We start from the raw sequence: 14,249 nt of genomic DNA, 5'->3' as shown, positions 1-14,249 counted from the left end.
ATTTTACCACACTCTTTTCATGCCGTCATGAAACTTACTGTTCTTCATCTTCATACGACACGGAATTCCCTTTATGTCTGACTAAAATTACATCTTCTCCAATTTTTACAATATTCTTCCAAGGAACAACGATATCCTCATCCCTGCCGAAGAAACCAAGTACCCGAGTCGAGCTGGCAACCACGATCGCTTCTATTTTTCCGGTTTGAACGTTTATCTCAATATCGGTAATATTTCCAAGCTTTTTTCCATCTGCGACTGTCACAACATCCTTCACTTGAAACTCTGATATCCGAACCATCTGTTTCTCCCCCGTCTCTATTTATTCTTTAAAGTATATGAAGACATGTGCTGTTTTCATGAATAGAAGGGCAAATCATTTGAAGTTAAACCTAATTCATTTTTTTAGTAAGGCTGTTTTCGCAAAGATTGTTGTTAATAAATATATTTATAAACAATAGTGGAATGGAGCGAAAGACACCCTTTAGTCCTCATAAAATGCATTCGCCTTTTCTTCGTGCGATGTTTATGCTGCCGAAGTCTTCCTTGTCCTGCGGAAAGAAGAGGTGGGCCTAAAGACCCCACAGGCTAAGCCGAGGAGGCTCGACCTCCTCCCTGGGAATCTTGTGTCTCGAGCGTAATGGAACGGAAATGTTTGCCTCCATTTAAAAACAACAAAGTATGCGAAACAGCCTATAGTAAAAATAAAAACTGCCGGTTTACGGCAGTTTAGGATTGGATGTTTTTATTCATTTGTTTGATTGCTGCCTTTTCAAGTCGTGACACTTGTGCTTGAGAAATCCCAATCTCTTCGGCAACCTCCATCTGGGTTTTTCCTTGGAAAAATCGTTTTTTGAGAATTAGTTTTTCTCTGTCGTTTAACCGCCTCATCCCTTCTTTTAATGCTAATTCTTCGATCCAATTCGAATCTTTGTTTCGTTCATCACTTAACTGATCCACAACGTATATCGGATCTCCGCCGTCGTTGTAGATCGGCTCAAATAAGGAAACGGGATCTTGAATCGCATCTAAAGCAAAGACAATCTCTTCTTGGGAAACATCCAGTTCTTTAGCGATTTCTTCAGGAGTTGGTTCCCTTGAGGTTTCACTGATTAAGCGCTCGCGAACCTGAAGCGCTTTATAGGCGATGTCTCTTAATGACCTTGACACACGAATCGGATTATTGTCCCGTAAATACCTTCTGATTTCACCAATAATCATTGGGACCGCATAGGTAGAAAACTTCACATTCTGGCCTAGATCAAAATTATCAATCGATTTCATAAGTCCAATACAGCCAACCTGAAACAAATCGTCAACAAATTCGCCTCGGTTGTTAAACCTTTGAATCACACTTAAAACAAGCCTTAAGTTTCCGTTAACTAGCTTCTCTCGTGCTGACAAGTCGCCTTCATGCATTTGCTTAAACAACTTGCGCATCTCCTCATTTTTTAAAACGGGAAGTTTAGAAGTATCTACACCACAAATTTCAACTTTGTTTCGAGTCAACCCTTTTCCCTCCTAACAGGAGCTGCTGTTCAAAAATCAGTATCTCCTGAGGAAGGAAAAATATGCACAAGCATTAGGGGAACGAATGTTCCAAAAACCCGTTACACTATGGTACGCCTGAAATTATGCTAGAAAAATTTTTCTAAAAACATTTTTAAGATATTAAACCATTTTATTAAATTCTTTTTGCAGCCGTTTGATAATTCTTTTTTCCAATCTTGATATATAGGATTGGGAGATTCCCAGCATATCAGCTACATCTTTTTGTGTTTTTTCTTCTCCGCCTACAAGACCAAAGCGGAGCTCCATGATTTGCTTTTCTCTGGCCGAAAGCTGGTGTAAAGCTTTGAGTAAGAGCTTCCGGTCGACACTAGCCTCTAAATCCTTCGTAATAATGTCTTCTTCTGTACCAAGGACATCAGACAATAATAATTCATTACCATCCCAGTCAATATTAAGCGGTTCATCAAAAGAAACCTCTGAGCGGATTTTATTATTTCTTCTTAAATACATTAAAATTTCGTTTTCGATACATCTGGATGCATAAGTGGCAAGCTTAATTTTTTTCTCAGGATTAAACGTATTAACCGCTTTAATTAAACCTATTGTTCCAATACTAATTAAATCTTCAATGTTAATCCCTGTATTTTCAAATTTGCGTGCAATGTACACAACCAGACGTAAATTCCGTTCAATTAAAAGAGACCTTGCCGCTTTATCCCCCTTTGGCAGCTTTTCGAGCAGCATTTCCTCTTCTTCTTTCGTAAGTGGAGGGGGAAGCGCCTCACTGCCGCCTATGTAATAAATCTCATCCGTTTTTATTCCTAATTTTATTAATAATTTATACCAGTAATATTGAAGTCGAAGAAAAAATTTCAAGCCTGCTCCTCCTTTTTATATTTTGAACTCGATTATTCACATGATTAAAATAGTTCGTATAGCCCTTGTCTTTTTTTTTATTTCAGCCAAAAAGTATAAAACGTGAGGATCCACAGTATAGTAGAAGTAAGCTTTTATCTCATGATGCAGTTATGTGCGGAAGCTTTGTCATCATTTTAGGATGAATAATACAATCAAACATACCTTCAGACGAAAGGGAATGACTGGAGAAGGCGATTAGTCCTTTTGGTTCAATACAACCGCCAGATTTGGTTTCGATGACGATCTGATCTGGTTTAAAAGCCACTAATAGCTCCCCAGATTGCCCGACAGTCCGTGCCGGTATCATCCGCAGCCGGTAATCCCACCCTTGCGGAAGCGAAATGATGCCTTCCAGGTAGTGATTTGGGTTTTGCGATGTTTGCAAAATTTCAGATGGAATCTGATCTTCTAATTGACTTGTGGAAAGAATCATAACCGGAAGCTTGGAAATCGGGTCGTACAATTGATTTCCGCTATCGACAAGACCTGTTAAATTCCACTTCAAGTCAGCAATTTCTACATATACCTTCACCGTTTCATTAAATCGAATTTTGCTCATCTCCCATTTTTCAGATTGCTTTGTAGAAATAAACCATAAAACAGGAAAACCGATGATCACAAAAACCCAGCTAATCGGATCTCCAAATCCTTTTACACTCGCTATAACAAGCGATTGTGAAAATTGGGATTCATATTGTAAGAAATAATGAAGACCAATCAGGCCGCCACCCATGATGAAAGTCGTGATGTAAAAAGTAAGAGTGGCTTGCAAAAAAAACTTAAAACGGCGAAAACCAAAAGCCGTCCATACAATCAAAAAAGATAGTGCTAATTTAACCAATGGATGTAGAAGAAAACTTAAAAAAGAGGAGACATATCCAAAAACGGAGAAGGAGGCTAACACCCCTGCAGCCAAGAGTCTCCACCATTGTATCCTCGTTTTCAACAACAATGCTGTAAATTGGAGGAGAAGTACGTCAAATAGGAAGTTCAACAGCCATATAACATCCATGTAAAATGTCAGGTAGATCCCCCCTCCAAAATTAGCTTGGCTAATCTGCTTTAATAAAGTATAACGTAGGCTTTCTATGGAAGTGTGTCAGTTTCTGTCAGCGAAAGCCCAGAAATTTTTAAATATTTTTGTGGATTTTGTCAGTTGAGAGAGAAGCTAGTTTTCTTGTAGATGCTACAAATGATTAATCGATTTGTAATGGTCATTTTCGGGATTGCACCTGGAAATAAATTTTTTTGTTTGGGGCTTGTTTCTAGAAATTGATTCGCGGTTTTGGAGCGGTTATTAAATGTTTGGAGCGATTCTTTATGATTTGGAGCAGCTTTTATGATTTTTGGAGCAAATCACGTGGAACTTGGAGCGAATTTCTTGATATTTTAAGCGGCTTCCATAGCTATTGGAGCTGTTTTATTAGTTTTGGAGCGGTCTCCCCGTTTTGGAGCAAGTTTCCCCTATATAGGAGCGAGTCTCCCAGTTATGAAGCGGAAATCATGTCAATCGAGCAGGCTTAATGTCAAATGATCTAATTCCAATATAAAAAGGCTGCCTACAAAACCACCGTAATGTGACTTTGTGAGACAACCCTAAAAGCATCTATCTTCTTCTATTCCGATTTCTCAAGAATGTTGGAATATCCAGCGTTTCTTCGACCTGTTGTGATGATGTGTTAGAACGTGGCGGTTCAGGAGTGTACTCTTCTTTACGCTGTTCACGTCTTGGTTGAACATTTGAATTTGGCTTCATTTGTCCAAAGGCAGGACGACTTGGTTTTGGCTGGGCAACTTCCTCATTAAAACCAGTTGCAATAACTGTTACCACGATTTCATCCTTTAGATTTTCATTGATAACAGATCCGAAAATCATATTTACGTCCTGATCAGATGCAGAGGCAACAATGTCTGCTGCTTCTTGGACTTCGTATAAACTTAAGTTTGAGCCACCTGTGATGTTCATAAGAACCCCTTGTGCCCCGTCAATCGAAGTTTCCAACAACGGACTCGATATCGCCTTTTTCGCAGCTTCTGCCGCTCTGTTTTCGCCTGTTGCTACCCCGATACCCATCAATGCGGAACCTTTGTTAGACATAATCGTTTTAACATCGGCAAAGTCTAGGTTAATTAACCCAGGGACAGCGATTAAGTCAGAAATACCTTGTACCCCTTGACGAAGTACATTATCTGCTTCACGGAATGCTTCAAGCATTGGCGTGCTCTTATCAACAATTTCAAGCAAACGGTCATTTGGAATGACGATTAGGGTATCAACCGACTCCTTCATCGCAGAAATACCGCCAGCAGCTTGATTGGATCTCTTTCTGCCTTCAAAAGTAAATGGTCTTGTCACAACACCTACTGTTAAGGCGCCAAGATCTCTGGCAATTTGAGCAATAACAGGAGCTGCTCCAGTTCCTGTACCACCGCCCATTCCAGCCGTAACAAACACCATGTCGGCTCCCTTTAGCACTTCTTCAAGCTGCTCTCTGCTTTCTTCAGCAGCTTTTTTTCCGACCTCAGGATTTGCTCCGGCTCCAAGCCCTCTTGTTAGTTTTCCGCCAATTTGCATTTTGACTTCTGCTTTTGACAGATTCAGTGCCTGGGCATCTGTGTTGACCGCAATAAATTCAACACCTTGGACCCCATGTTCAATCATCCGGTTTACTGCATTGTTTCCGCCGCCACCGACGCCGATTACTTTTATCGTAGCCAGTTGGTCTAAATCTGTTTCATATTCAAACATGACATATCCTCCTAAATTTCACATATTTCCATGAAGAGTTTTATTCGAAGAAATAACCAAGGAACTTCTTCATCTTTGATGACATTTTGTCCTGGGATTCATTCGGTGCTTTTGATTTTCCTTGAGGTTTAGAAGGCTGTCGTTTTTCAACCACTTCAACTGGTGCATGTCCAGTACCGACATTTCTTCCTAGTAATCTAGCACTCTTATAGGCATACTTGATTAAACCAACCGCTGTTGTATATTGTGGTTCTCTTACACCGATGTAATCAGGAATGGCAACTCTTACTCGATTTTGAAAAACTACCTGAGCAAGCTCTAGTACTCCTGGCAAATTCGCGACCCCTCCAGATAAAACGTATCCCCCAGGCACATCCCGAACGCCCATTCGTCTTAAATCATGCTGGATTAAGTCAAATATTTCTTCCAGTCTCGCTTCAATAATATCGGATATTTCCAGTTGATTAAATTGCTGATGCTGGTCACTTCCGATAATAGGGACACTAAATACTTCATCTTCGGATGCATCATCGTAAAAAGCATGTCCATATTTAATTTTAACTTCTTCTGCATTTTCAGTCGTCGTTTTAAGTCCAATAGACAGATCCTTTGTAATATGGTCTCCTCCAACAGGAAGAACGGAAGTGGCTGCCAGACTGCCATTTTCAAAATAGGAAATCGAAGTAGATCCGCCACCTATATCCACTAATACGACACCCATATTTTTCTCGTCTTTTGAAAGAGCCAGTGCGCCTGCAGCCAGCGGCTGAAGGACGATATCAACGATATTTAATCCTGCTTTCTCCACGCACCGCAGTAAATTATGTAGTAACGTTTTTGATCCTGTTATGATGGTGCCTTCCATTTCAAGTCTGACACCAATCATGCCACGGGGATCATTAATTTCATCGAGTCCATCGACAATAAACTGATTGGGAATTATGTTAATAATCTCTCTTTCTGGCGGAATCGATACAACTTGTGCAGCATCCATAACTCTTGCGATATCCTCATTTGTAATTTCCCGATTATCACTCGAAACCGCAACAACTCCATGTGACCTTTGCAGCATTACATGGTTCCCAGAAATACCTACTATGACATCACGAATGGTCATCCCTATCATTCGTTCAGCTTGTTCAATAGCCTTTCTAATTGAATGAACGGTTTCATCTATATCTACAATGGATCCTTTACGTAGACCTTCAGATTTAACATGACCAACTCCGATAATATTTAAAGAGTCATTCACCATCTCGCCAATTATGACTTTTACGGTGGATGTACCGATGTCTAAGCTAACATAATATTCATTGCTGTTCATTCTAATGGCACCTCCTTAACTCCTATTCTATGTTAGAACAACAATTAAACCTTATTTACCTATTATTCTTAAAATATTCGTCAAATAATGGAATTTCCCTCTACAACAATTTAAATTTTTTCTTTTTTTTCATGTCTGCTTGTCCAATTATTGATGAGTATCCGTCTAATCACTGCAATATTTTGGAATAGTCGGACACCAAACGCAAATATAGCTGCTAAATACAAGTCTACACCAAGATGGACACCTAGAAAAGCTAAACTTGCAGCAAGGATAATATTGAAAAAAAATCCAGACACAAACACCTTTTCATCATACACATTCTGCAGATGTGCACGGATTCCTCCGAATAAAGTATCCAGAGCTGCCAGAACCGCAATTGATAGATAATTAGAGTATTCTTCCGGTATTTTGATGTCTGTTAAAAAACCAAGTACTACCCCAGCAATAAGACCAAATAGGGGAAGCCACATACGTTTAGTCCTCCTTATTCCTCAGCAGGCTTCATATTTCCTATCTCAATCGAATCGAGATAAGCTGGCAGCTCTACTTCATCCATTACATTCGAAACCGAAAATCTAAGATCTTCTACAAAAAACTCATCCTCCAGGTTGGAGGCTTGAATTCGGTTATACACTTTTTCAGCCAGTTCTTCGTTTTCTGCAACGAGTTTAATCTCAATCGGGAATCGATTAAGAGGCAGGCCGTCAACTTTTGTCTCGTTATTTATATCCCTGATTACAGATGTACTGATTAATCTTTGCCCTTGGATGGAAATATGTTCAGCACCGTACATATATAATTCATTAATAAGCTTTTTTAACAGTTCGGGCGTTAATACAACGGCTTCCTGACCAAGGTCAATCCCTTGAAAATAAGGTGTGATTGAAATAATTAGTCCAGGACCAGAGTATTCAGTTAAACCTGCTTCAACTTTAAATTCATCTAAAGTGGTGTTTAGCACTTCCAGTTCATCCTGCGCTTGAGTTTCTTCATATTGTGCTAATTTTTCTTCAATCTGTCTGATCTCACGAATCAGTTCAGATTGCAATTCTTTTTCCTGAATAATAAGTTCGCGTACTTCCCAAGTATCCCTTGTATCCCTTTGTACCGGCTCTTGAATAGTTCTGAATTGAATTGCAACCATAAAACCGATTAAGAGGGTGACAAGTGAAAAAATAATCATACTCTTCTTCAAAATGATCATCCTTCATTTTATGTGAACGCTTGTAACTAAAATAGGCTAAAAATCAGCTGCCGAGAATTGGCTCCATTACGATATGATCTGCTTTTTCTAGAGTTACGACGATATTTTCCGAAGCTAACACATCAATTACACCGCCATTTAAGTTCAACGCTGAAAACAGGGTATCTGAATCACCAATGGCCGAAATCACAAATGGCGCATTAAATTGCTTTCCGTCGACTGTAATAACCGGACCGTCACAAACAATATACGAATCAGCCTTGAGCCTCTGACCATTTACCGCTACCGCCTGAGCACCTGAAACATATAATTCGCTAATGACCCGGAAAACTTGCTGTTCATGGACAATATAATCACTTATGTTATCTGTGCTTGGATTATAATTGGAATCTTCAAGTGTAACTTGAACACCTGAGCCTTCTACTTTTATTTTCCCGAGAAACATCCGGTACTTTTGAATTTCCTCTGCCAAATTAGAGTATACAATCGCCTTGTTAGACAATTCCTCTTCTATATTTACCACATGCATTTGTTTATCTGCTAACTCTTGCTGCAGCTTTCGATTGGCTTCTTCCAGTTCAACTAACTCATTTCTTAAGTCGAGCTCCCGTCCCCATTGATCCGATGTTATCGGAACAGTCTCACGCTTGTTTTGGGTTTGGTCATATGAAAAAGCCAATATGTATCCTAATACTAAAGTAACCAGAGAAATAATGACATACCTACCCTTCACTTTCAACTTCTTCATCATTCCCCTCAAGACTTTCTTCATTTTCATCCAAGACTAATTCTTGGTCCTCTTCATCTGTTTCGGCTGTTTCGTATGGTCTGAAATAGGCCCCCACCGTCAAATCAACATAGCCTTTTATCGAAGGGTCCAACTGGCTGGCAATAGATGGATAATGAACCATCTTTTTCGAAAAAGTGCGGATTGTAGCTTTTACCTCAAATCCATCATTCATATAGACTGTAAGAGAATATGGATCATTATCAGTTGGGGTGAAATAAATTTCAGATATTGACCTGACAACTTCTTGAGGAAGCTTAATCAATTCCTGTACCATCTTTTCTAAGGCCTGTCCGCCATCAAATTCAAAAAGGATGGGAGCATGCACCGGGATAGATGCTTCTTTTTCCTTAAGCATTTCCCCGTTCTCTAGAATAGGGAAAAACTCAAGGTCTTTTTTATAATAAGCAACCCTTCTCCACTCAGAAACCTCAATCGAAACATCATTGGGCCATTTTATCGAAACAGACGCGTTTTGAATTTGATCGATTTCTCTGATTTTATTCGCAATTTCGGATTCATCTAAACTCCATATATTCACATTTGCAGATAAACCGGATTGGGTAACGATTTCCGCTTCCTTTACATGGTCGTTTCCATTTACTTCGATCGTTTGAACATGACTTAATGGGGATTGAAAGTAAATAATACATCCAATCAGCAAGAAAAACATCAAGATTATAAAAATAATTTTTCTATTAGCTTTTCTTCTTCTTTCCTTCTTGATTTTCGGGATCCGATCTTCTAAAGAAACAACCTTGGACTTATCCACGGTACCACCTCATTAGGTATGAATAAATCAATAAAACTTCTATTTATTAAAAACAAGAAAGCAACGGCACAAGCAGTGTGCCGTTACACTTGTCACATCCTGGTTATGAAAAAATTATAACATAGGGATTCATGAATGAAACGTAATATCCCCTACTTTTTACCGATTATTTCAACCTCTGTTTCCATCCGGATTTTAAATTTATCATAGATCGTATCCTTAACATGCTGAATGAGGGCTAATACATCCTCGGCCGTTGCATTTCCTGTATTTACGATAAAGTTTCCATGCAGCTCAGAAATTTGAGCACCGCCAATACGGTGTCCTTTTAATCCTGCCTCCTCGACAAGCTTTCCGGCATAATTAGGTAATGGATTTCTAAAAATACTTCCAGCGCATGGAGAACTCCAAGGCTGTGTGTCTCTTCTGTAGTCCTTATATTTTTTCATTTCTTCGAGAGCCTGATCTTTACACCCTTCTACTAATCGAAAAACGGCTTCAAGGACAATACCTGGGCGTTTCGTTTGCAGCACAGAAGTTCTATATGAAAATTCCATTTCCTCATTAGAAAGCCACTCAATCGTGCCATCCTCAAACAAAATCCGTGCTTTCACTAAAATTTGCGAAATATCAGATCCATGGGCCCCAGCATTCATGTAAACAGCTCCGCCGACCGAACCTGGGATTCCCCCAGCAAATTGAATCCCGTGTAAGCCATTTCGGCTCAGCTGAGTCGCAAGTGAAACTAATGAGAAGCCTCCCCCTACTTGAATCGTTTGGTCGTCTAACCACTCCAGCCGGTCAACACCCTTGCCCAGCTTAATTACTACTCCTTCGATTCCGCCATCTTTGACTAACAGATTAGATCCCCTTCCTATTGCTCTCCAAGGGGATTTATGCTTCTGTATCACTTCCATAATCTTATTTAGAGCTTCTACGTTGGACGGTTCAATAAAAATTTCTGCCGGTCCCCCAATTTTTATAGTTGTATGCTTTGACATTGGTTCATCTATTTTTACATTTCCAACCTCGAGTGCCTTTAATTCATCTAGTAGTTTCATCAACTTTCACCTCATAACAAGCTTGTATCATATATAAAAAACAGCTGAGTATCCATTTGTTATTAAATCATTCTTCATTTACTATAGAACATACGCCTATAGTTATCATACGGCAATCATTCTACACTGTGAAAGGTATATCATGAATATTTTAATCAGTCATATATTCTTAGAATAATGGAACTATCATTTTTGTACTACAATTTTACATCATTTTATGTACAAAATAAAAAGCGAGAAATAAGGAATTATCATTTACCCCTTCTCGCTTTTTCTATTTTACTATATTTTTTTATTTAGAGTAGTCTTGATTTTCGATTGTCATTAAAATGTAAAGTTACTTCAGACTCATTTTAATACCGGGAATACCTGCTTACATTTAATAAAACACCAATTGCCATTAACATTAGAGTTAGAGATGAACCGCCATAGCTTAAAAATGGCAGTGTGATACCTGTTACAGGCATCATTCCCGTGACAACACCGATATTAATCATAACTTGAATGGCAATCATCGCAATAATCCCAACCGCTAAAAAGCTGCCGTATAAATCTTGTGCTCCTAGAGCAATGCGCATGCCTCTCCATAATAATAAGGCAAACAAAAGAATAACAAAAGAACCCCCAATAAATCCAAGTTCCTCCGAAATGATTGCAAATATAAAATCCGTTTGAGGTTCCGGCAAGTAGAAAAATTTCTGCCGGCTTTGACCCAATCCTAACCCGAATAATCCACCCGGACCAATCGCATACAAGGATTGAATGATTTGAAATCCGCTTCCAAGCGGGTCTGACCACGGATCGAGAAAGCTTGTAATCCTTTGAATCCGGTAGGGAGCCGAGGCAATTAAAGCAACAAATCCAGCTAATCCGATTAACCCTAAAAAGATAAAATGACGGATCCTTGCCCCTGCAATGAAGATCATTACGACACAGGTTCCTACCATAACGGTCCCAGTCCCAAGATCAGGCTGGAGCATGATTAAAGCAAATGCAAGAAAAACTAAACCTAAAGACGGAGCTAGTCCTTGTTTAAAGGTTGTAATATAACGCTGGCGGTCCGTTAAAAATTTAGCTAAAAAAACAATCATGGCAAATTTCATAAATTCAGATGGCTGAATCGAAAAAGCACCTACTCCAATCCAGCTTCTCGAACCATTCCTTACCATACCTACACCAGGAATTAATACCGCAATCAGCAGGACAAAACAGACAATAACCAAGATTTTAGCCCAGGATCTCCAATTCCAGTAATCTATATTCATAATGAAAAACATTGCGGCTACACCGACCCCAGCAAAAAGCAGCTGTCTCTTGGCAAAAAAGAAAGAGTCGTTAAACTTATACTCTGCCCAGACAGCACTCGCACTATAAACCATGATTAAACCGACCGCTAGCAAGGTTAAAGTAACAAGTATTAATAAAAAATCTGGTGTGGATTTTTTCAACGTTGGCAATGCGAACACCTCAACAGACGCTTATTAGGGCGAATGAATACGGACAAGCCCTTACTTAAGCTTATGCACAGCGTCTATAAAAATGTCTCCACGCACTTCAAAAGTTTTATATTGATCCCAACTGGCACAGGCTGGAGACAAGAGAATAACGTCTCCTTCAGACGAAATCTCAAACGCTCGTGGAACCGCTTTTTCCACATTATCGACACGTTGAATTAAATCTATTCCTGCCTCTTTCGCTACTCTTTCAATCTTTGGAGCAGTTTCGCCAAAGGTAATGGTGGCTTTAACATGTTTCAAGCTTGGAATTAATTCTTCAAATTCGTTACCCCGGTCCAGTCCGCCTGCAAGCAAGATAATCGGCTGATCAAAGGCTTCTAAAGCTTTTTTTGTCGCTAAAATATTGGTAGCTTTTGAATCATTATAAAACTTGCGTCCTGCAATCGAATCGATATACTGAAGCCGGTGTTTTACTCCGTAAAAGCTAGTCAGCACTTTGTGAATCGCCTGGTTGCTCACTCCATGTAATTTGACCGCACTGATGCTGGCTAATATATTTTCGAGATTATGACTTCCTGGTAAAACTACATCCCTATATTTCATAATGGCCTCGCCACAGAAATAAATCCAGCCATCTTCTACATAAGCCCCATCTTCAACCTTTGATTTTGTTGAAAACGGCACAGGTCTTGCCTTACTCTCATGAGCTATGGCCAAGCATACATCCTGATCAGAATTAAAAATAAACCAATCGTTTTCAGTTTGGTTTTTCGTAATATTTGCTTTTGCTTCCCAATAAGCTTTTACTGAATGATGGTAGTCCAGGTGTGCTTCATAAAGGTTCGTCAGCACTGAAATTTTCGGCTGAAAATGCTCAATTCCCATGAGCTGAAAAGAAGATAACTCGATCACAATCGTATTATCGCTTGTTGCGACCTGAGCTACATCCGATGCAACAGTACCGATGTTACCGGCAATTAATGGCTGCTTTTCATCAGCTTTTAGCATTTCATAAATTAACGTAGTTGTTGTTGTTTTCCCGTTTGTACCTGTAATAGCAATAAACGGTGCCTCAGACACTAAATAGGCAAGTTCTACTTCTGTTATTACTGGAATTCCTCTTTTAATAGCCCCTTCTATGAGCGGATTCTCGTAATGGATCCCTGGGTTTTTAACAATATACTCAAATCCCTCATCCAATAATTCAATCGGATGACTTCCGCAGATCACTTTTATCCCTTCCTGTAAGAGACCTTGGGCTTCCGGGTTTTCTGATAAAGGTTTAAAGTCATTGACTGTAACGAAAGCACCTAGTTTGTGTAACAGAGATGCAGCACCGACTCCGCTTTTTGCTAACCCAAGTACAAGAATTTTTTTATGAAAAAACGTATTTATTTTTCTCAACTCACCCACACCTCAATATAGATGCCAAGGGCTGCACAAAGCAGACCTACGCTCCAAAATGTAACAACAACTCTCCATTCTGACCACCCGACGATTTCATAGTGATGATGAAGGGGGCTCATTTTAAAGATACGTTTACCCGTAGTTTTAAAGGATGCAACTTGCAGTATTACTGATAATGTTTCAATGACGAAGACGCCGCCAATTAAAACAAGCAATAATTCTAGCTTAGTCAAAATAGAGATCATCGCAATCGCCCCGCCAAGAGCCAATGAACCGGTATCCCCCATAAACACCTTTGCAGGGTGTGCATTAAAAACAAGAAAGCCTAAAACCGCCCCAACTACAGCCACAGAAAAAATAGCGACCTCCATTTGCGATTGATTCCAGGCGAGAACAGCAAAGGCCCCAAATGCAATGGCTGCCGTACCAGATAATAATCCATCGACTCCATCTGTTAAATTAACCGCATTGGAGAATCCAACTAACCAAAAGATAATAAATAAAGCGTAAAACCAGCCAAGCTCAAACTCTATATTCGTAAATGGTATTCCTATCTCCGTAGAAATGCCATTGTCTTTCATAATCCAAAAAACAATAATGGATATCAGGATTTGTCCAAATAATTTTTGCTTAGACGTTAATCCTAGGTTTCGTTTAAGTGCTACCTTGATATAATCATCTAAAAACCCAAGTAAGCCAAACCCTGCTGTAACCAGCAATAATAAAAACGTGACAAATGAAATCTCACTAAATTTTGCTGTCATCACAAGAGTCGAAATCAAGATCGAAAGTAAGATAATAATTCCGCCCATTGTTGGGGTACCCGATTTTTTCTGATGAGACTTTGGTCCTTCTTCACGAATACTTTGGCCAAATTTTATCCTTCTTAAAAAAGGAATAAAAAGAGGGGACAATAGGACAGTGATTGTAAATGCCATAATAATGGTAAAAATAATCACCTTTTCTAACATGAAAGAGTCCCTCCTTTTTCGATAGATTGGAACAAATACTCAGGATATTCATATGCCTGTTTAGAAATAATCAGACGATTTTCA

14 protein-coding genes are annotated in these 14,249 nt (G+C 39.3%); all 14 read right to left on the bottom strand.

Going from position 1 to position 14,249, the window contains the following annotated elements; all coding sequences use genetic code 11:
- Nucleotides 1-34: 34 nt before the first annotated feature.
- The 14 genes from CRO56_RS15345 to mraY all read right to left on the bottom strand — a co-directional run bounded on the left by CRO56_RS15345 (nucleotide 35) and on the right by mraY (nucleotide 14,165).
- Nucleotides 35-301 (bottom strand): YlmC/YmxH family sporulation protein, encoded by a 267-nt coding sequence (locus tag CRO56_RS15345; protein WP_097159506.1) that lies wholly within the window; start codon nucleotides 299-301, stop codon nucleotides 35-37.
- 428 nt (nucleotides 302-729) lie between these two features.
- A complete protein-coding gene (gene sigG, locus CRO56_RS15340; protein WP_097159505.1) occupies nucleotides 730-1,509 on the bottom strand; it encodes an RNA polymerase sporulation sigma factor SigG in 780 nt (259 codons plus the stop codon).
- Between the two features lie 162 nt (nucleotides 1,510-1,671).
- Nucleotides 1,672-2,388, bottom strand: coding sequence for an RNA polymerase sporulation sigma factor SigE (gene sigE, locus CRO56_RS15335; RefSeq protein ID WP_097159504.1), 717 nt, complete (start codon nucleotides 2,386-2,388; stop codon nucleotides 1,672-1,674).
- A gap of 139 nt (nucleotides 2,389-2,527) precedes the next feature.
- Complete coding sequence (spoIIGA, locus tag CRO56_RS15330) at nucleotides 2,528-3,442, bottom strand: sigma-E processing peptidase SpoIIGA (protein ID WP_097159503.1); 915 nt, start codon at nucleotides 3,440-3,442, stop codon at nucleotides 2,528-2,530.
- 594 nt (nucleotides 3,443-4,036) lie between these two features.
- Complete coding sequence (ftsZ, locus tag CRO56_RS15325) at nucleotides 4,037-5,179, bottom strand: cell division protein FtsZ (protein ID WP_097159502.1); 1,143 nt, start codon at nucleotides 5,177-5,179, stop codon at nucleotides 4,037-4,039.
- A 40-nt stretch (nucleotides 5,180-5,219) separates the two neighbouring features.
- Entirely contained in the window at nucleotides 5,220-6,503 is a 1,284-nt protein-coding gene (gene ftsA / locus CRO56_RS15320) for a cell division protein FtsA (RefSeq protein WP_097159501.1), read from the bottom strand.
- A 110-nt stretch (nucleotides 6,504-6,613) separates the two neighbouring features.
- On the bottom strand, nucleotides 6,614-6,976 hold the full coding sequence (locus CRO56_RS15315) for a small basic family protein (RefSeq protein WP_097159500.1): 363 nt from the start codon (nucleotides 6,974-6,976) through the stop codon (nucleotides 6,614-6,616).
- A 14-nt stretch (nucleotides 6,977-6,990) separates the two neighbouring features.
- Nucleotides 6,991-7,710, bottom strand: a complete 720-nt coding sequence (locus CRO56_RS15310; protein WP_097159499.1) for a DUF881 domain-containing protein — start codon at nucleotides 7,708-7,710, stop codon at nucleotides 6,991-6,993.
- Between the two features lie 43 nt (nucleotides 7,711-7,753).
- Nucleotides 7,754-8,458: a DUF881 domain-containing protein gene (locus tag CRO56_RS15305; RefSeq protein WP_342745891.1), complete on the bottom strand. Its 705-nt coding sequence runs from the start codon at nucleotides 8,456-8,458 to the stop codon at nucleotides 7,754-7,756.
- Nucleotides 8,433-9,269: a cell division protein FtsQ/DivIB gene (locus tag CRO56_RS15300; RefSeq protein ID WP_097159497.1), complete on the bottom strand. Its 837-nt coding sequence runs from the start codon at nucleotides 9,267-9,269 to the stop codon at nucleotides 8,433-8,435. The genes CRO56_RS15305 and CRO56_RS15300 overlap by 26 nt, the downstream gene beginning before the upstream one ends.
- 152 nt (nucleotides 9,270-9,421) lie before the next feature.
- Entirely contained in the window at nucleotides 9,422-10,333 is a 912-nt protein-coding gene (gene murB / locus CRO56_RS15295; protein WP_097159496.1) for a UDP-N-acetylmuramate dehydrogenase, read from the bottom strand.
- Between the two features lie 350 nt (nucleotides 10,334-10,683).
- A complete protein-coding gene (spoVE, locus tag CRO56_RS15290; protein ID WP_097159495.1) occupies nucleotides 10,684-11,787 on the bottom strand; it encodes a stage V sporulation protein E in 1,104 nt (367 codons plus the stop codon).
- Between the two features lie 51 nt (nucleotides 11,788-11,838).
- Entirely contained in the window at nucleotides 11,839-13,191 is a 1,353-nt protein-coding gene (murD, locus tag CRO56_RS15285; RefSeq protein ID WP_097159494.1) for a UDP-N-acetylmuramoyl-L-alanine--D-glutamate ligase, read from the bottom strand.
- A complete protein-coding gene (mraY, locus tag CRO56_RS15280; RefSeq protein WP_097159493.1) occupies nucleotides 13,188-14,165 on the bottom strand; it encodes a phospho-N-acetylmuramoyl-pentapeptide-transferase in 978 nt (325 codons plus the stop codon). The genes murD and mraY overlap by 4 nt, the downstream gene beginning before the upstream one ends.
- Nucleotides 14,166-14,249 lie beyond the last annotated feature (84 nt).

The sequence above is a fragment of the Bacillus oleivorans genome (assembly GCF_900207585.1).
Taxonomy (GTDB): Bacteria; Bacillota; Bacilli; order Bacillales; family JC228; genus Bacillus_BF; species Bacillus_BF oleivorans.
The sequence above is the reverse complement of the archived record's forward strand: the minus strand, read 5'-3'. Positions and strand labels throughout refer to the sequence as shown.

Excerpts from the sequence above, each read along its gene's own strand:
- CRO56_RS15345 (WP_097159506.1), bottom strand. The coding sequence starts at position 301 with ATGGTTCGGATATCAGAGTTTCAAGTGAAGGATGTTGTGACAGTCGCA.
- spoIIGA (WP_097159503.1), bottom strand. The coding sequence starts at position 3,442 with ATGGATGTTATATGGCTGTTGAACTTCCTATTTGACGTACTTCTCCTC.
- ftsZ (WP_097159502.1), bottom strand. The coding sequence starts at position 5,179 with ATGTTTGAATATGAAACAGATTTAGACCAACTGGCTACGATAAAAGTA.
- ftsA (WP_097159501.1), bottom strand. The coding sequence starts at position 6,503 with ATGAACAGCAATGAATATTATGTTAGCTTAGACATCGGTACATCCACC.
- CRO56_RS15315 (WP_097159500.1), bottom strand. The coding sequence starts at position 6,976 with ATGTGGCTTCCCCTATTTGGTCTTATTGCTGGGGTAGTACTTGGTTTT.
- CRO56_RS15310 (WP_097159499.1), bottom strand. The coding sequence starts at position 7,710 with ATGATCATTTTGAAGAAGAGTATGATTATTTTTTCACTTGTCACCCTC.
- CRO56_RS15305 (WP_342745891.1), bottom strand. The coding sequence starts at position 8,458 with ATGAAGAAGTTGAAAGTGAAGGGTAGGTATGTCATTATTTCTCTGGTT.
- mraY (WP_097159493.1), bottom strand. The coding sequence starts at position 14,165 with ATGTTAGAAAAGGTGATTATTTTTACCATTATTATGGCATTTACAATC.